16 protein-coding genes are annotated in these 17218 nt (G+C 42.3%); 15 read left to right on the forward strand and 1 reads right to left on the reverse strand.

Annotated features, from left to right (window positions below; genetic code table 11):
- Window positions 1–60: 60 nt before the first annotated feature.
- The 6 genes from PGR74_RS11635 to nuoE all read left to right on the forward strand — a co-directional run bounded on the left by PGR74_RS11635 (window position 61) and on the right by nuoE (window position 5837).
- Complete coding sequence (locus tag PGR74_RS11635; protein WP_052634377.1) at window positions 61–453, forward strand: response regulator; 393 nt, start codon at window positions 61–63, stop codon at window positions 451–453.
- 239 nt (window positions 454–692) lie between these two features.
- Window positions 693–1250, forward strand: coding sequence for an ATP-binding protein (locus PGR74_RS11640; protein WP_041502295.1), 558 nt, complete (start codon window positions 693–695; stop codon window positions 1248–1250).
- A gap of 9 nt (window positions 1251–1259) precedes the next feature.
- On the forward strand, window positions 1260–1649 hold the full coding sequence (locus tag PGR74_RS11645) for a (2Fe-2S) ferredoxin domain-containing protein (RefSeq protein WP_041502296.1): 390 nt from the start codon (window positions 1260–1262) through the stop codon (window positions 1647–1649).
- A gap of 74 nt (window positions 1650–1723) precedes the next feature.
- Window positions 1724–3514 (forward strand): NADH-quinone oxidoreductase subunit NuoF, encoded by a 1791-nt coding sequence (locus PGR74_RS11650; protein WP_041504810.1) that lies wholly within the window; start codon window positions 1724–1726, stop codon window positions 3512–3514.
- Between the two features lie 62 nt (window positions 3515–3576).
- Window positions 3577–5349, forward strand: a complete 1773-nt coding sequence (locus PGR74_RS11655) for an NADH-dependent [FeFe] hydrogenase, group A6 (RefSeq protein WP_041502298.1) — start codon at window positions 3577–3579, stop codon at window positions 5347–5349.
- Window positions 5350–5360: 11 nt separating this feature from the next.
- The gene (gene nuoE / locus PGR74_RS11660) at window positions 5361–5837 is read left to right on the forward strand and encodes an NADH-quinone oxidoreductase subunit NuoE (protein ID WP_041502299.1); all 477 of its coding nucleotides are present in this window, start codon (window positions 5361–5363) and stop codon (window positions 5835–5837) included.
- A 34-nt stretch (window positions 5838–5871) separates the two neighbouring features.
- On the opposite strand, the gene PGR74_RS11665 is transcribed toward nuoE, so the two are convergent.
- Window positions 5872–6999 carry a hybrid sensor histidine kinase/response regulator gene (locus PGR74_RS11665; protein WP_041502300.1) on the reverse strand — a complete coding sequence of 376 codons (1128 nt, stop codon included), beginning with the start codon at window positions 6997–6999 and terminating at the stop codon, window positions 5872–5874.
- A 256-nt stretch (window positions 7000–7255) separates the two neighbouring features.
- Here PGR74_RS11665 and PGR74_RS11670 point away from each other — a divergent pair, with 256 nt between their 5' ends.
- From PGR74_RS11670 to PGR74_RS11710, 9 genes are read left to right on the forward strand one after another with little or no spacing between them, the layout of a single operon-like run.
- Entirely contained in the window at window positions 7256–7621 is a 366-nt protein-coding gene (locus PGR74_RS11670; protein WP_041502301.1) for a response regulator, read from the forward strand.
- A 4-nt stretch (window positions 7622–7625) separates the two neighbouring features.
- Window positions 7626–8777 carry a sugar transferase gene (locus PGR74_RS11675; protein WP_052634379.1) on the forward strand — a complete coding sequence of 384 codons (1152 nt, stop codon included), beginning with the start codon at window positions 7626–7628 and terminating at the stop codon, window positions 8775–8777.
- Between the two features lie 16 nt (window positions 8778–8793).
- The gene (locus tag PGR74_RS11680; RefSeq protein WP_041502302.1) at window positions 8794–9528 is read left to right on the forward strand and encodes a TolC family protein; all 735 of its coding nucleotides are present in this window, start codon (window positions 8794–8796) and stop codon (window positions 9526–9528) included.
- A gap of 7 nt (window positions 9529–9535) precedes the next feature.
- Window positions 9536–11716: a GumC family protein gene (locus PGR74_RS11685; protein ID WP_041502303.1), complete on the forward strand. Its 2181-nt coding sequence runs from the start codon at window positions 9536–9538 to the stop codon at window positions 11714–11716.
- 1 nt (window position 11717) lies between these two features.
- Window positions 11718–13190, forward strand: coding sequence for an O-antigen ligase family protein (locus tag PGR74_RS11690; RefSeq protein ID WP_052649348.1), 1473 nt, complete (start codon window positions 11718–11720; stop codon window positions 13188–13190).
- The gene (locus PGR74_RS11695) at window positions 13174–14070 is read left to right on the forward strand and encodes a glycosyltransferase family 2 protein (RefSeq protein ID WP_041502304.1); all 897 of its coding nucleotides are present in this window, start codon (window positions 13174–13176) and stop codon (window positions 14068–14070) included. The genes PGR74_RS11690 and PGR74_RS11695 overlap by 17 nt, the downstream gene beginning before the upstream one ends.
- Window positions 14071–14073: 3 nt before the next feature.
- Window positions 14074–15237, forward strand: coding sequence for a glycosyltransferase (locus PGR74_RS11700; RefSeq protein ID WP_270517210.1), 1164 nt, complete (start codon window positions 14074–14076; stop codon window positions 15235–15237).
- A 34-nt stretch (window positions 15238–15271) separates the two neighbouring features.
- Window positions 15272–16390: a glycosyltransferase family 4 protein gene (locus PGR74_RS11705; RefSeq protein ID WP_041502306.1), complete on the forward strand. Its 1119-nt coding sequence runs from the start codon at window positions 15272–15274 to the stop codon at window positions 16388–16390.
- Window positions 16387–17214, forward strand: coding sequence for a hypothetical protein (locus PGR74_RS11710; protein WP_041502307.1), 828 nt, complete (start codon window positions 16387–16389; stop codon window positions 17212–17214). The genes PGR74_RS11705 and PGR74_RS11710 overlap by 4 nt, the downstream gene beginning before the upstream one ends.
- Window positions 17215–17218: the final 4 nt, after the last annotated feature.

A 17218-nucleotide genomic window follows, 5' to 3' on the forward strand; every position in this document is an offset into this window, starting at 1 on the left:
AATAAAATCTGTATATTTACGCCATCATAAAACGTTCATTTTTTTAAATCGAGTAGAAGAATGAAAGGAAAGGAAAATGATTATATTAATCCATCCAAAACAATACTTATTGCCGAAGACAACGAGAGTAATTTTCTTCTTTTAGATACCATTCTAAAAAAAGAGTATTTTATTATTCGCGCCCGGGATGGGATAGAAGCAATCCAAAAATTCAAATCTCATTTTCCGGATCTTATTTTAATGGACATTAAAATGCCTCAAATGGACGGTTTGGAAGCCACCCGGGAAATACGAGAAACGAATTCAGATATTCCGATTATAGCCGTAAGCGCTTTCGCCTTTCCCCAAGACAAACAAGCAGCAGAGGCTGCAGGATGTTCTGACTATATCGTAAAACCGATCAACTGCGCTCTATTGAAGCGTCTCCTCCGGTATTACCTTTCTCCCGATTAAATTGTCCTTTTCCACACGTCCCATCCTTACTTCGATTCGCGTAGCACCCCAAAAACCAAGGGTTTCAAAACTTTATTAGAAACAATCTATATAACAAAGGTTGACGTTTTGTCAGTTGTTTATTACGATATTTCTACTATATTTGAGACGAATTATTTTCAATTGAAAGTTTATTTTGAAAATAACCGTAAATTTATAAGTGGAAGGTGCGATTTCCCTCACATTTAGAAGTGACGAAGATGCAAGATTTATCAGCTCATATTATGGACATTGCCCAAAATTCGGTGCGGGCAGAGGCCACAAAAATAGAAATTGATATTGAAGAGAATATCATAAAAGACCTCTTTAGCATCACCATAAGAGACAATGGATGTGGTATGGACGCAGAAACGCTGGATCGGGTAACGGATCCCTTTTTCACGAGCAGGACCGTTCGAAGAGTAGGATTAGGAATTCCCCTGTTAAAACAAAATGCCGAACAAACCGGAGGTTCGTTAACCATTAGTTCTCGCGAAGGAGAGGGAACAACCATTCAGGCCATTTTCTCACACTCCCATTTGGATCGCCCTCCCGTCGGCAATATAGCCAACACGGTCGTCCTGCTTGTAGCATCGAATCCGGATATCCGTTTTGTCTATCGTCATGTCACGGAAAAAGGAAAATATCTTTTCGACTCGAAAGAGGTAAAAGATTTCCTGGAAGGCGTTCCCGTTAACGACCCGGAGATCGTACTCGCTTTACAACAAATGATAGAAGAGAACTTAAAAGAGATAACTTATACAACAAATCAACCTTAATCATTAACTATGGAGAAGATAAAATCATTAGCAGATCTTAAACGTATCAAAGAAAACGTTCAGGCTAAAATCGATCTTCGCGAGAAAAGCGAACAGGCAGATAACCTGATCCAGATAAAGATAGCCATGGCTACCTGCGGTATTGCAGCCGGAAGTAAGGAAACCATGAATTATTTTATCGAAAATTTAGAAAAAAACGGGATTGCGGCTGTTGTGACACAAACCGGTTGTATGGGATACTGTTATGCAGAACCGACTATCGAAATCACGAAACCCGGTAAAGATCCGATCGTTTTTGGTCACGTAACCCCGGAAAAAGCAGAAGAAATCATTCAAAAATATTTAAAGAACGACGAACTCGTGGAGGGGATCATTCCCGTCAATTACAACACGATTTAATCGTTGCAACCCGCTTATCACCTGTGGAGTTGTGTTGAAAACAAAAAAATTAACCCTAACAAAACCTTATACCTATGAGTTATAAAATGCATGTTCTCGTATGCGGTGGGACCGGATGTAGAGCATCCGCCAGTCAACACATTATCGGGAAACTGGAAGAGTGCCTGAAAGATAAAAACCTTGAAGACGAAGTTCAGGTCATTGCAACAGGCTGTTTCGGTTTCTGCGAAAAAGGCCCTATCGTAAAAATCATGCCGGACAATACTTTTTACGTTCAGGTAAAGCCGGAAGATGCCGAGGAAATTGTGAACGAACATATTATTAAAGGACGTAAAGTAGAACGTTTACTCTATAAAGATCCGGAGAAAAAAAGCGCCGTAAGTGACTCCAAACACATGGGATTCTACAAAAAACAACTCCGTATCGCCTTACGTAACTGCGGTTTTATCAATCCTGAAAACATCGAAGAATATATCGCTCGCGACGGGTATGCAGCCTTAGCAAAATGCCTCACGGAGATGACTCCGCAAGAGGTAATCAACGAGATGAAACTCTCCGGCTTACGGGGAAGAGGCGGCGGTGGTTTCCCTACCGGTATGAAATGGGAATTTGCCAGTAAATACCAGGCAGATCAAAAATACGTGGTATGTAATGCGGACGAAGGAGATCCGGGTGCATTCATGGATCGATCCATTATGGAGGGTGACCCTCACTCTATCGTGGAGGCCATGGCCATTTGCGGTTACAGTATCGGAGCCACAAAAGGTTTGGTTTATATCCGCGCCGAATATCCTTTGGCTATCAACAGGTTAAAAACAGCCATCCGACAAGCGGAAGAGTATGGACTTTTAGGGGAGCACATTTTAGGAACCGATTTCCATTTTTCCATCGAATTACGATACGGAGCGGGAGCTTTCGTTTGCGGAGAAGAGACGGCCTTGATTCACTCCATGGAAGGACAACGAGGAGAACCTACGATGAAACCGCCTTTCCCGGCAGAGGCGGGTTATCTGAAACGTCCCACGAACGTAAATAACGTGGAAACATTGGCCAACGTCCCGGTCATAATCACGAAAGGCGCCAATTGGTTCAATCAGATCGGGACTGAACGTTCCAAAGGGACAAAAGTATTTGCCCTGGCCGGCAAGATCAATAACGTAGGTTTGATTGAAGTGCCCATGGGAACAACTTTACGGGAAGTCATCTACGAAATCGGGGGTGGTATCAAAAACGGAAAGAAATTCAAAGCCGTTCAGACCGGTGGTCCTTCCGGCGGTTGCCTGACAGAAAAACATTTGGACGTACCGATTGATTTCGATAACCTGCTGGCCTCCGGCTCCATGATGGGTTCTGGAGGAATGATCGTTATGGATGAAGACGATTGTATGGTCGCCGTTGCTAAATTCTATTTAGATTTCACCGTAGAGGAGTCTTGCGGAAAATGTACTCCGTGTCGGGTAGGAAACAAACGACTTTACGAGCTACTGGATAAGATCACCAAAGGACAAGGGACCATGGAAGATCTCGATACATTGAAAAATCTTAGCCGGGTAATTAAGGATACGGCTCTTTGCGGTTTGGGACAGACCTCTCCGAATCCGGTTCTTTCGACCATCGACAATTTCTACGATGAATACATCGCACATATTAAGGACAAAAAATGTCCGGCCGGTAAATGTAAAGACTTGCTGACTTACCACATCGATCCCGAATTATGTATCGGATGCGGACTATGCGCGCGGAATTGCCCGGTAGATGCGATTGTCGGCGAAAGAAAAGAGGTACACTTTATCAACACCGCCAAATGTATCAAATGCGGTGCATGTATGGAGAAATGCAAATTCAAAGCCGTAAGCACGAGATAAGACTTTTCACCTAAAATCAGGAGAAAAGCGGAAAGCTAAAATTTCACGATTAAGATTTTAACATGGAAAATAATATAACATTAAAAATAGATAACCGGGAGGTAAGCGTCCCCAAAGGCACTACTATTCTGGAAGCCGCACGAGGAATGGGAATCGATATTCCAACCCTCTGCTACATGAACCTGAAAGACCTGTGTATTCAAAACATTCCGGCTTCTTGCCGTATATGCGTTGTAGAAGTGGAAGGCAGAAAAAACCTGGCTCCCTCTTGCGCCACCAAATGCGAAAACGGCATGAACGTACGCACGAATACGATCCGCGTTCTGAACGCCCGTCGCGTTGTCCTCGAGTTGATGCTATCCGATCACCCCTCCGACTGTTTGGTGTGTCCGAAATCGGGAAAATGTGAATTACAGACGATAGCCATCAAATTAGGTATTCGCGAAATCCCTTTTGCAGGAGCTCAAACGACCTATAAAGTAGACGAATCTCCTTCTATCCGCCGGGATATGAGTAAATGTATCTATTGCCGTCGGTGCGAAACCATGTGTAACGAAGTACAAACAGTCGGCGCACTCGGAGCGGCAAACCGGGGCTTCGGTTCCGTTGTCATGCCTGCCTTCGACCAGGATCTGAAAGATTCCGAATGTACTTTTTGTGGACAATGCGTAGCTGTATGTCCCGTGGGGGCTCTGACAGAAATAGATCACACGAATCGTTTGATCCGGGATCTGTCTAATCCCGAAAAAACCGTGATCGTACAAACAGCTCCAGCCGTGCGTGCCGCATTAGGAGAAGAATTCGGATTGCCGGCCGGTACATCCGTCACCGGAAAAATGGTCGCAGCCTTACGCCAATTAGGCTTTGCCAAGGTGTTCGATACCGACTTTGCCGCCGACTTGACCATCATGGAGGAAGGAACCGAACTATTAGGTCGCCTTGGAGCCTTTTTGAATGGCGATAAGAACGTCAAACTACCGATCATCACCTCTTGTTGCCCGGGATGGGTCAATTTCTTCGAAAACCAGTTCCCCGATCTCTTGGACATGCCTTCCAGCGCCCGATCTCCGCAACAAATGTTCGGAGCCGTGGCCAAAAGCTACTGGGCCGAAAAGATGGGCATAAAGAGAGAAGATCTGATCGTCGTATCCGTCATGCCCTGTTTAGCCAAAAAATTCGAATGTGAAAGAGACGAGTTCAAAACGGACGGAGACCCGGATGTAAACTACTCTATCTCTACCAGAGAATTAGCCGCCCTCATCAAACAAACCAATATCGACTTCATGCAACTCGAAGAGGAAGAGTTCGACGCACCTCTCGGAGAATCAACCGGAGCTGCCGTTATTTTCGGGGCATCGGGAGGCGTTATGGAAGCCGCTTTACGTACCGCTTATGAAATACACACGGGCAAAACCCTTGACAATGTTAATTTCGACGACGTTAGAGGTATCAGCAACTTGAAAGAAGCTACCATTGACGTTGACGGATTCAAACTGAAGGTGGCCGTTGCCCACGGTCTCGGAAATGCCCGCAAACTGATGAACGAAATACGGGCGGGAAAATCCCCGTACCACGCCATCGAAATCATGGCTTGCCCCGGCGGTTGTATCGGTGGAGGAGGCCAGCCGCTTCACCACGGAGACTCTTCTCTATTGAAGGCCCGTACAAAGGCACTTTATCAGGAAGACGAAACAAAACATTTACGTAAATCTCACGAGAATCCTTATATTGTTTCTCTTTATGAAGAATACTTAGGGAAACCGATGAGCGAAAAGGCACATCACCTTTTACATACATGTTACTTCAACAGAAGTAAAGAAATTACTGAACAATAAAAGAACGGAATATGACAAAGATAACTTTAGCCAAATGTAAGGTGGACGAATTCGTTCAACTATGCGAAAGACATGGTAATCAACCCGGAGAATTGATCAACATCCTGCACGAAGCACAAGAGCTTCACGGGTACTTGCCGCGGGAAGTACAGGAGATCATCGCCCGGCAACTGAATATTCCGGTATCCAAAGTATACGGAGTGGTAACGTTCTATTCCTTTTTCACGATGACTCCCAAAGGAGAACATCCGATTTCTGTATGCATGGGAACAGCCTGTTACGTGAGAGGAGCCGAAAAGGTATTGGACGAATTCAAACGGATTCTAAAAATTGAAGTTGGCGAGACCACACCGGATGGAAAATTTTCCCTTTCCAGCTTACGCTGTGTAGGAGCCTGCGGACTTGCTCCCGTCGTTCTGATCGGAGAAAAAGTTTACGGAAGAGTTACTCCGGCAGAAGTCGAAAAGATTTTGAAAGAGTTCAACTAAAATAAAAAAGAGTGCTTCATCGAAGCACTCTTTTTTATTCGTTCTTTAAAGGCAAGGAGAAACTGAAACTCGATCCCTGACCGTACTCGGATTCAAACCAAAGACGTCCTTTGTTCTTTGTCACGAAATCTTTACACAACAGAAGTCCCAACCCCGACCCTTCTTCGCTATTCGTTCCGAAAGTGGTGAAATGAGTCGCCGCATTTAATAATTTAGGCTGATCCTCTTCTTTTATACCGCATCCGTTATCCGACACGGTTACGATAACCTCCTCCCCTTCCACGTTCAGACTTACCCTGATCTCGGTATCTTTATTACTAAACTTTATAGCATTGGATATTAAATTGCGCACGACAGATTTAATCATCTCTATATCCACACAAACATTTATTGCCTCCCGATCGTTAAGAAGTTTTAACCGAATACCTTTACTTTCGGCTATAGGGCTGAATACTTCCACCACCCCCTGTGCCAACCCGACGATGTCCACCTCCTGAGGTAATAACGACAATTTTCCCAATTGACTTTTGGTCCACTTCAACAGGTTATCCAATAAGGAGAAAACCTCTTCTGCCGTCTTATTCGTCATCTCTAACATTTCAAACACATCAGAAGGCAAAGAATTAGGCTCAATGGTCATCATGATCATATTACACAACATTTTCATTGAAGCCATAGGAGAACGCAAATCATGAGCGATCACGGAATAAAGTTTATCGCGTCCTTCTATCGTTTTACGTAATTCCTCCGTTTGTCTCAAAATAATTCGCCGGGACTCTACCAACAACAATTGATGTTGTACGCGTATCAGCAACTCCTCCCTTCGGAAAGGTTTGGAGATAAAATCACTTGCTCCCAATTGAAATCCCTTGACCACGCTGGCAGAATCGTTCAATGCCGTGAGAAAAATAATCGGGATCTCCGCGTATTCCGGCTCGACCTTCAAACGCCCCGCAACCTCAAAACCGTCCATGTCAGGCATCATCACATCCAACAACAACAAATCAGGCCGCTCTTTTTTTACTACTTCCAAGGCTTCCGCACCATTCATCGCAAAGACGATATTAAATCCTTCCCGCCCTAACAGAGCTTTAAGCAGTAACACATTTGACTGCACGTCATCCACAATGAGTATTTTATATTCCGAAGGGTTCAGGTTCATATCGTATCACATTTAATTTTAGCCCGATTAAGCTTTTACAAAAGTACAAACTAATCACATATATTCAAATCTGCATTCCACTATTCTTTCCGACAAATTTAACTTTCTTAACCTACTAATGGACCATTATTTATAAAAAGAATAATCATTTCCTCATTTTTCACATAAAAAAGGAGAAAGGAACAATATATTTATACGAAAAAATAGCTATCTTGTATTAATATCGTATATTTGTAAGTTACTAAAATGCATGCCTATGGACAAAACTATTCTGATCGTTGATGACAAACCGGAAATTGCGAAGGTGATCATGTATCAGTTATCAAAAGATTATAATGTACACTCTGTTAATAACCCTATACAAGCTTTTAACTGGATGCACGAAGGAAATATTCCCGATTTGATTATTTCTGACGTATATATGCCCGAAATGGACGGTCATACTTTTTTGAAAAAACTGAAAAGCAGCGAGATGTTCAGTTTCATTCCCGTCATTATTTTATCAAGTATGGAGAGTACGAATGACCGTATCGGATTGTTAGAGGACGGAGCTTCCGATTTTGTTTTGAAACCATTTAACCCGCAAGAGCTAAAAATTAGAGTAAGGAATTTATTAAGATAGGGCTATGTTTGCTTACTATATTGGTATTAACCCCCAATGGAGCGAGTACATTCAATCGAAATTGAATGTAACATTGACTGTTTTAGAAAATCCGATCCGGCTCTTTCTATACCTGTCAAAACAAAAAGATGCGAACGAAGAACCGTCTTATATCTTCATAGAATCGAAAAAAGAACGGGACTTCTTGTGGTTAAACCACATTCAAAACGGTAATTTAAAAAATACTTATCTGATCGTCGTAACCGACAAAATAGATAAAAAGGATATTCCATCCTATCTTAAAGCCGGTGCACATGAGATCATAAGCATACATGCCAGTAAGGAGAACCTGCAGGATATACTGATGCTATTACCTCAATTGAAACAATACTCTACCGATAAAAAAAGAGATAGCAAACGTTTTCAACTTCCGTTATGGAAACGGATATTCGACATTGTATTTTCCCTTTTGGCCTTACTTTTTTTATCCCCGCTCCTACTTCTTACGATGCTGGCTATTCGTTTGGAGAGCAAAGGATCCATCGTGTATAAGTCCAAACGGGTCGGAAGTAATTACGATATTTTCAATTTTTTGAAATTCCGTTCCATGTATATAGATGCAGACAAACGGTTGAAGGAATTTGAAGCCCTGAATCAATACAGGGAAGAAAGTTCTTTACAGAAATCCGATATAAAAAGTGAAATAAACGAGTCTCAGGATATTTCCGAAAACGAACCTATTTTCGTGGCCGATGATTTTATTACGACGGAACGCGATCTTTTACAAAATCGGCATAAAAAACAAAAAAATGCATTTGTAAAATACGAAAACGACCCGCGCATTACCAAAGTGGGACATATCATTCGAAAATACAGTATCGACGAACTTCCTCAACTGATAAACATTCTGAAAGGTGACATGTCTATTGTAGGAAATCGTCCGCTTCCCCTTTACGAAGCAGAACTCCTCACTTCCGATGATTACATCGAGCGATTTATGGCCCCTGCCGGCTTGACGGGGTTATGGCAAGTCGAAAAAAGAGGTGATCAGGGCGCTCTCTCCGCAGAAGAACGAAAACAATTAGACATCAAATATGCCCGCAACTTCTCGTTTCGGATGGATATCCGGATCATATTCAAAACATTCACGGCATTCGTACAGAAAGAAAACGTATAACCTTTTAGTAAACCATATGAAAAAATATATTCTTAGTATCATTCTGATTATAAGTTTAGGAATATCTTATGCAGAAGCACAAAACACCACGGTTCTGACATTTATGCCGAACGACTATTTAAACTTCCATCTTCCTCCTCTGGACACGTTATTCAGAAATGTCGAAAAGAATCCCAGAATAACCCAAACAGAGACATTGGTCGAGACCGAAAAAAACAAATTAAAAACGGAAAAAAGAAAATGGCTTTCCTTTTTCAATATAAGAACCGGATACACCTACGGTGTGCTCGGGAACTACACCTCTTTTTCTGATGAAAATACACCTCTGATGACAACTTATAGCGGCAATGCCCAGAGCAGTTGGTCAGTAGGAGCCTCTTTGGCTATTCCTCTGAATATAATATTCAACATGCGTACGGACGTAAAGACTCAAAAAGCAAGGGTTTATTCATCAGAACTGAATAGGGATATTGCCCTCGATGAGTTAAAAGGTCAGATCATCGAGCTCTACTCCAGCATCCTTTCGGGATTAAACATCATAAAATCAAAAATAGAAGTTCTTAATTTTGCCAAAGCTCAGTATGAAATCGACGAAAAAGACTTCAGGCTCGGGAAAACCACGTCAAGCGTTTTGGCTAAAAGTAAGGCGACACAAAACGAAGCTTATGAAGCCTATGAATCCTTTCGGGCCCAATTAAACACGCAAATCCTCAAGCTGGAAATTATTTCTCACACGAAACTCATCAAATAATTACTTTATGGACTACATACTATACATCGTAAAATTCATATACAAACTTAGGTTCTGGCTGACCATCGTCCCCTTATTGGTGGCCTTCATCGTTTTTCTGCAAACGGCCAATATGGCTCGTAACTATACGGTGAACAGCACCATATACACGGGAGTTATTTCCGGATTTAATATCTTATCGGAAAACCAGAATCAAACCAGTGCGGCGATTTCGAACAGTATCATGGACAATCTGTTCAACATTATTCATTCCGATCATACATTGAAAGAAGTATCGCTAAGATTGTACGCCCGCAGCATGATCAACGGTAATCCGCAGCAAGACAACATGTTTATCAAAGCAATCAATTACCGCAAGATACACAACCATGCCCCCCAATACATACGGGACCTGATTGTTAAAGATAATCCGAACGATTCGATCAACGAGGCGAGAACTCTCGAGAATCTGCATCGATTCGAGAAAGCCGATCCAAAAAACTACGTGTACGGTATCTACAACTGGAACCTGGAATATTATAACCGGTCTTCCCTGAAAAATATCGCGGCCAGAAGAGACGGGAAAAGCGACATGTTGGAACTCTCCTACTCCGCAACCGACCCCGGCTTGACCTATCAAACTCTAAAAATCTTATGCGATGAATTTATCAAACAATACCAGGATTTACGTTTCGGGGAGACGAATGATGTTATAAAATATTTCGAGGGAGAGTTGGCCAGATACAGCAGACTTTTAAAACAGGCGGAAGACTCGCTGACGGATTACAGCATCGCAAAACGGGTTATCAATTACGACGAGGAGACCAAACAGGTATCCATATTGAATTCCGATTACGATATCAAATACTGGGAATTTCAATTAGCCCACGAGAGTACGCAAAAACTGATTCAGGAGTTGGAGAGAAGATTGAAAGATCAAGCCGAAGTTTTTCGAAACAATTCCCAATTCATCAGTACCCTGAATAAGATTTCGACCCTATATACACAAATCAGTCAAAAAGAGTTATTCAGCAATGATTCTCTCGCATCGCAAAAAACAGCTCCCATAAAAAAGGACCTTCAAAAAACCGAGGATGAATTTTACGATTTATTGAAGCATTACGGAGAACATAAATACACTAAAGAAGGTATTGCCAATGAAGAAATCCTCCAGCAATGGTTGGGACAAGTCATCCTGTTGGAAAAAACCAAAGCGGAATTGGAGGTTATGAAAGAACGGAAAAAAGACCTTGATAACAAATACGTCTACTTTTCGCCTATCGGCTCCACACTGAAAAGAAAAGAGCGCAACATCAACATTATCGAGGCCCAATACATGGCCATCCTGAATGCATTGAACGCGGCCAGATTAAGGCAAAAAAGCCTGCAAATGACCTCAGCGACCTTAAAGATCATCAATCCTCCCGAATTTCCTCTTTATCCGGAGGAGTCCAAGAGAAAAAAGATCGTAGCCATCGCTTTTGCCATCACTTTTATTTTTATTCTGGGCTTCTTTATATTGGTTGAATTTTTAGACAGAACGTTGCATAACAGCTTCAGGACCAAACGAATCACGGGAGGGAATGTATTGGGAGCTTATACTCGATACTTTAGTCTCCAACACCGGAAATACAATACCATATACCAAACGTTAGAAACAAAAGCGTTAAGTAATTCCATCCTTACTTATTTAAAACCGGATAGCAATAACATTATTAATATCCTGAGTACGGCACACGCGGACGGGAAGAGTTTCGTATCCAATCAATTATTCGAATATTGGAACTCGTTAGGAATGGACGTCAAGCAACTTTCCTGGCATAGCGATTTCGATCTGGATAATGAAGAATTATTAAACTCTTTACTCAGGTCAGGCATCCATAACAAACCGGAGAAAATGACCATTATTCTTGTAGAGTATCCGCCGTTGGAAGAATCTTCCATCACGCAAAAACTCTTGCAGGACGTCAGTCTCAATCTATTGGTCGTTAACTCCAGACGTACATGGAAGAACACGGATCAAGCTTTATACGTCCGGCTAAAAGAGCTATCCGGCAACATTCCTCTGTTCTTTGTCTTGAATCACACGAAACGCGACACGGCAGAAGAGTTCACCGGCTTATTACCGCCCTACACTTTCTGGAGAAAGTTATTGTACAGATTGTCACAACTCGGTTTAACGGCTATCGATGAACGTAAAAAACAGTAATATGTCTCTTTGGAACAGATTTATCAATTTCATGTCCTCCCAGGGGTATTTATATATCGGATTACTGTTAGGTATCATCATCATATATAAATTGATTCTCCTGAAAGGGATCATGATGGCCACTCTGTTCGCGTGTTTACCGATTCTTTTACTCGCTTTGGGATGGTTTATAAAGAATCCGTCCCATAGCTTCATTGCCCTGTATGTATTAAATTACGTCATCATGGGCATCAACCGTTATGTACCTCTAAAAAGCGGATTAATCATGACCTCACTCACGTTGGCGTTAATGGTTCTTCTGCTTTTAAGAAACAATTACCAAGCCTTGGGGTTTTCCAAGGCAAAGAACAGTCTGACTTTGTTATGGAGCATCTGGTTAATATACTGTCTTTTCGAAGTATTTAACCCGAATGCCATGTTCGAGCCATGGTCCATCGCTTTCACGACCTATGCTTTGTACCCTTTCGTTATGGCCATTTGTATCCCTTCCCTTTTTCCTAAATACCACCATTTGAAACTCATGCTGATGCTTCTGGCGTTTCTTACTTTATTGGCCTCAGCAAAGGGTTACTGGCAACGTAATCGGGGATTCGACCGAGCTGAATTATACTGGTTATACGTAGGAGGAGGTGCATCTACTCACCTGATATACACCGGCGTACGTTATTTCTCCTTTTTCCCGGATGCAGCCAACTTTGGTACAGGAATGGGGTTTGCCATGATCGTTTTCGGAATCTCCGCGGCATACGTGAAGAACAAGTGGTTAAAAATCTATTTTGCCGTCGCAGCCTTGGCCGGAGGTTACGGTATGCTGATCGCCGGAACAAGAAGCGCCATGGCCGTTCCTTTTGCCGGAATCACGTGCTTTGCCGTTCTAAGTAAGAATTATAAAGGAGCCCTGACTGGTATATTGATACTGATAGCCGCCTATTGCTTTTTTAACTTTACCAATATAGGAAACGACAACGGTTTAATCCGGCGCATGAGAACCGCCTTCAATTTCAACGATGCATCCTTTCAGGTCCGGAAAAAAAATCAGGAACAATTGAAAACCTATATGGCCTCACACCCTTTCGGAATCGGGCTCGGCCTGGGTGGAGGAAAAGCCAAACGATTCAAACCCAAAGCTTTTGTTTCACAAATTCCCACCGACTCTTGGTTAGTGATGACTTGGGTAGAAACCGGAATCATCGGGTTAATTCTATACATGGGTATTATCCTCACAATACTTGCCAGAAGTGCCTATATCATCATGTTTAAACTTAAAAACAAAGAGTTAAAAGGGATATGCTCCGCTCTTTTGAGCGGTATATTCGGCATGGTTGTCTCTTCTTACGGCAACGAGGTCCTAAGCTATCCTAACGGCATGATCGTATTTACCGCCATGGCATTTATATACATGTCAAGATATTACGACAAAGAACTCGAACAATTTGGGAACAAACAACTTGCACCTCATGAACAACCGGCCTGACCTATCAGTTATAACCGTAAATTATAACGGGATGAGAGATACTTGTGAGCTTGTCGAGTCCATTCACCGGTATGTTTCCGTTCCACACGAAATCATTGTAGTGGATAACGGTTCCAAGATGAATGAAGCGAATTTATTACGGGAAAAGTATCCCTGGCTTATCACCATCCGCAGTCAGCATAATTTAGGTTTCGCGGGGGGTAATAATTTAGGCATTCGACAGGCCAAAGGAAAATATATATTTTTACTTAACAACGATACTTACGTCACGGAAGACTCTTTCGGCTTTTTGCTCGAAGCCATCGAAAAGAAGAAGGAGATCGCTGCCGTATCTCCTAAAATTAAATTCGCATTTCCACCACAAAATATTCAGTTTGCAGGATATACCCCCTTGTCCCGTATCAGTTTACGCAACCACCTGATCGGTTTCGGACAACCGGATGAGGCTATCTACGACCAAGCGGTCCCCACCCCCTTCTTACATGGAGCCGCACTTTTATTTAAAAGGGAAATTCTCGAGCAAGTAGGATATCTTCCGGATATCTATTTCCTCTATTACGAAGAATTGGATTGGTGTACCCGGATCACCCGTCACGGCTATGAATTATGGTATGAACCCCGTTGCACGGTTTTTCATAAAGAGAGTCAAAGTACCGGACAGAACAGTCCGTTACGCGCATTCTATTTGACCCGAAACCGACTTTTGTACGCGTGGAGGAATCGAAAAGGACGAGATCGGCTTTTAGCTATTCTCTACCAACTATGTATTGCCGCCCCCAAAAACATCATGGTCTATCTATCGCACGGGCAGCTCAAACTCATCCGCGCGACTGGCAAAGGGATAGCGGCGTTTTTTACATTAAAACATAAATCGGCATAGCTTATGGAGCACATATTACCTATTATGGACTATATCATTTGGTGTATACTGGCAATATCTACGGGTTATCTTCTCGTATTCAGTATTGCCGCACTTCCCAAACGTACTTTTCACTATCCAGCAAGCCGGAAACAACATCGCATAGTCGTGCTATTTCCCGCATACCAGGAAGATGCCGTCATTATAACGGCCGTTCACTCTTTCCTCCAGCAAGACTATCCCCGGAACTTGTACGATGTCGTGGTCATCTCCGACCATATGAAAGAAGAGACGAACAATGAACTGGCTCTGCTACCCGTTCTCCTACTTAAGGCCACTTACGAGAACAGCTCAAAAGCCAAAGCCCTGAACTTAGCCATGGACAAACTTCAAAACGATTACCAAATAGCGGTCATCCTCGATGCGGACAATCGTGTCGATCCTTTGTTCCTGCAACATATAAACAACGCGTACGCCGCCGGTTCCAAAGCCCTGCAAGCTCACAGAAAAGCCAAGAACCTAAACACGGATGTGGCTGTACTGGATGCCGTCAGCGAAGAAATTAATAATTCCATTTTCAGAAAAGGACATGTAAATCTGGGACTTTCTTCCGCCCTTATCGGTTCCGGTATGGCTTTCGATTACGACTGGTTTAAAGAAAATATAAAAAAGATTTTTACCGCCGGAGAGGATAAGGAATTAGAAATTTTACTTTTAAAACAACGCTACTTTATCGATTATTTAGAAGAAGTTTACGTCTATGACGAAAAGACTCAAGGGAACAAGGGATTTTATAACCAACGACGCCGATGGCTTGCCGCACAATACGGTCAATGGCACCGAATCATCCGTGATCTGCCGGGAGCCCTGTTTTCATTTAATATAGACTACTGTGACAAATTATTTCAATGGATGATGCCTCCCCGTTTGTTACTGTTGGGAAGCATCGGATTTTTTGCTTGTCTCTCCCTGTTCATTCATTGGGAGCACTCCTTGAAATGGTGGGGACTGTTTATCATTACTGGGATAACCCTTTGTTTGGCGATACCGGATTATCTTGTCGATGATCGCTTTAAAAAAGCCATCCGTAAAATCCCCTTGCTATTCATCATGATGTTCCTCAATCTATTTCGCATGAAAGGGGTAAACAAAAAATTCATCCATACGGCACACGGAGAAGTAAAATAGATAATTCACGAGAATAAAATTAAAACAAAGGGGTATGAAAATCGCGATAGAAGCTCAACGCATATTCAGAACAAATAAACATGGAATGGACTTTGTAGCCTTGGAAACTATCCGGGAGTTACAAAAACTTGATAAGGAAAACGAATACTTCATCCTTGTCGCACCGGGAGAAGATCGTTGCCTATCCCATAGCTCCAACATGCATATCGTGGAAATCAAATGCCCCACCTATCCCCTCTGGGAACAAATAGCACTACCCCGTGCGCTAAAAAAGATAAAACCCGACCTGTTGCATTGTACCAGCAATACAGCACCAATCCGTTGTTCGGTTCCGCTCGTTTTAACCTTACATGACATTATTTTTCTGGAAAAAAGACAACACAACAATCGTTCCATCTATCAAAACATGGGATGGTATTACCGCCGTTTTGTCGTCCCTCGCGTTTTACCTTCCTGCCTAAAAATCATTACCGTCTCGAATTTCGAACGTAAGCGCATTCAAGAGGCCTTGCATCTTGAACCGGAACAAGTAACGACTGTTCATAACGGTTATAGCAAACATTTTCATCCCATCGATCAACCGGAAGAAGTCACGAAAAAATACTTCGATACGGATAAATACATTCTCTTTTTAGGAAACACAGACCCGAAGAAAAACACCAATCGTACCCTAAAGGCTTACGGGATATACGCTAAACGCTCCAAACATCCTATTCCTTTGGTCATCGCCGATTTAAAAGAACCCATTATCGATGCGATTCTGAAAGAAGAAAAAATGGAATACCTAAAACCGTTACTACGCTACCCCGGTTATATCCCCAACACGGATCTACCGGCCATCTACAGCGGAGCATTCGCTTTTCTATACACGTCATTACGAGAAAGCTTCGGAATACCTATCCTGGAAGCAATGGCTTGCGGAACTCCGGTCATTACCTCTTCCATAACCGCTATGCCTGAAATTGCAGGAAAAAATGCTATCTTAGTAGATCCGTTTGAAGAAAACGAGATTGCCGATAAACTACTTGTCTTGGAAGAGGACAATATATTTTATGACAAACAAGTTACTTACGGGCTGGAACGGGTAAAATCATTCTCATGGGAAAATACAGCCCGAAAACTATTGGAAATTTATAAATCATTACCTTTATGAACAGCTATACATTCATACTTATATCTTTGGTCCTATTTCTATTCCCTTATCTCGGTAAAATTTGGTTCAATAGGAATACGCTCACCTCTACCGTCGTCTCATTGGGATTATTTTGTACCTTCTGCGGTATTATCTGGGCCCTGTTTAATTTCGATGTAAATGATATCGAAGCAGCCCTCCCACAACTGTTGAACCGTATTAAAACGACTTTTTACAGTTCTGTCGCGGGAATGTTGACCTCTATCGTTCTGAAAGTATTTCCGGCATTCTATGGTATCCGTACAACGAAAAACATTGACCGGTCCTCTCCTTCCAAAGAGGATCGCATAGTGGAATTACTATCTAACATAGAACAAAAAATAGGTACGGCAACCTCCTCCGAAACGATCGACAATCTATTCAATAAATTGAACACGACGCTTATCGAATCTCATAAACAACAAATTGAACGAACCGATGAGCTGAGTCACATCAACCAAAAATTATCCGACTCTCTAAAAGCGATCGGGACGGCTATCGAAAAATGGGGAGAGAACACGAATAAAACACACCATACGGATTATGAAAATATTAATAAACAACAATCCGTATTGGACTCTGAAATCATTAATTTGAACGCTTCCTGCAAGAAACTGGATCTGATGATCAACAATACCAAAGAACTTCTGCAAGAACAGATGAATAATGTGGAAGAAAGATTCGTAACCAAATTGGATTCCATGCAGGAGTTCTCACAAACATTATTAGCTATTGTTAGAAAACTGACACAGGATCACAATGCCATCCTCAAGCAACAGCATTCCGAACAAGAACCCCCAAAATAATCGT

Source organism: Sanguibacteroides sp. AM78-02pH3A, from assembly GCF_027666085.1.
Classification (GTDB): domain Bacteria; phylum Bacteroidota; class Bacteroidia; order Bacteroidales; family Marinifilaceae; genus Gabonibacter; species Gabonibacter massiliensis.

Bases quoted from the DNA above. Each gene is read 5' to 3' on its own strand.
- PGR74_RS11635 (WP_052634377.1), top strand. From the start codon at position 61: ATGAAAGGAAAGGAAAATGATTATATTAATCCATCCAAAACAATACTT.
- PGR74_RS11640 (WP_041502295.1), top strand. From the start codon at position 693: ATGCAAGATTTATCAGCTCATATTATGGACATTGCCCAAAATTCGGTG.
- PGR74_RS11645 (WP_041502296.1), top strand. From the start codon at position 1,260: ATGGAGAAGATAAAATCATTAGCAGATCTTAAACGTATCAAAGAAAAC.
- PGR74_RS11650 (WP_041504810.1), top strand. From the start codon at position 1,724: ATGAGTTATAAAATGCATGTTCTCGTATGCGGTGGGACCGGATGTAGA.
- PGR74_RS11655 (WP_041502298.1), top strand. From the start codon at position 3,577: ATGGAAAATAATATAACATTAAAAATAGATAACCGGGAGGTAAGCGTC.
- nuoE (WP_041502299.1), top strand. From the start codon at position 5,361: ATGACAAAGATAACTTTAGCCAAATGTAAGGTGGACGAATTCGTTCAA.
- PGR74_RS11665 (WP_041502300.1), bottom strand. From the start codon at position 6,999: ATGAACCTGAACCCTTCGGAATATAAAATACTCATTGTGGATGACGTG.
- PGR74_RS11670 (WP_041502301.1), top strand. From the start codon at position 7,256: ATGGACAAAACTATTCTGATCGTTGATGACAAACCGGAAATTGCGAAG.
- PGR74_RS11675 (WP_052634379.1), top strand. From the start codon at position 7,626: ATGTTTGCTTACTATATTGGTATTAACCCCCAATGGAGCGAGTACATT.
- PGR74_RS11680 (WP_041502302.1), top strand. From the start codon at position 8,794: ATGAAAAAATATATTCTTAGTATCATTCTGATTATAAGTTTAGGAATA.
- PGR74_RS11685 (WP_041502303.1), top strand. From the start codon at position 9,536: ATGGACTACATACTATACATCGTAAAATTCATATACAAACTTAGGTTC.
- PGR74_RS11690 (WP_052649348.1), top strand. From the start codon at position 11,718: ATGTCTCTTTGGAACAGATTTATCAATTTCATGTCCTCCCAGGGGTAT.
- PGR74_RS11695 (WP_041502304.1), top strand. From the start codon at position 13,174: ATGAACAACCGGCCTGACCTATCAGTTATAACCGTAAATTATAACGGG.
- PGR74_RS11700 (WP_270517210.1), top strand. From the start codon at position 14,074: ATGGAGCACATATTACCTATTATGGACTATATCATTTGGTGTATACTG.
- PGR74_RS11705 (WP_041502306.1), top strand. From the start codon at position 15,272: ATGAAAATCGCGATAGAAGCTCAACGCATATTCAGAACAAATAAACAT.
- PGR74_RS11710 (WP_041502307.1), top strand. From the start codon at position 16,387: ATGAACAGCTATACATTCATACTTATATCTTTGGTCCTATTTCTATTC.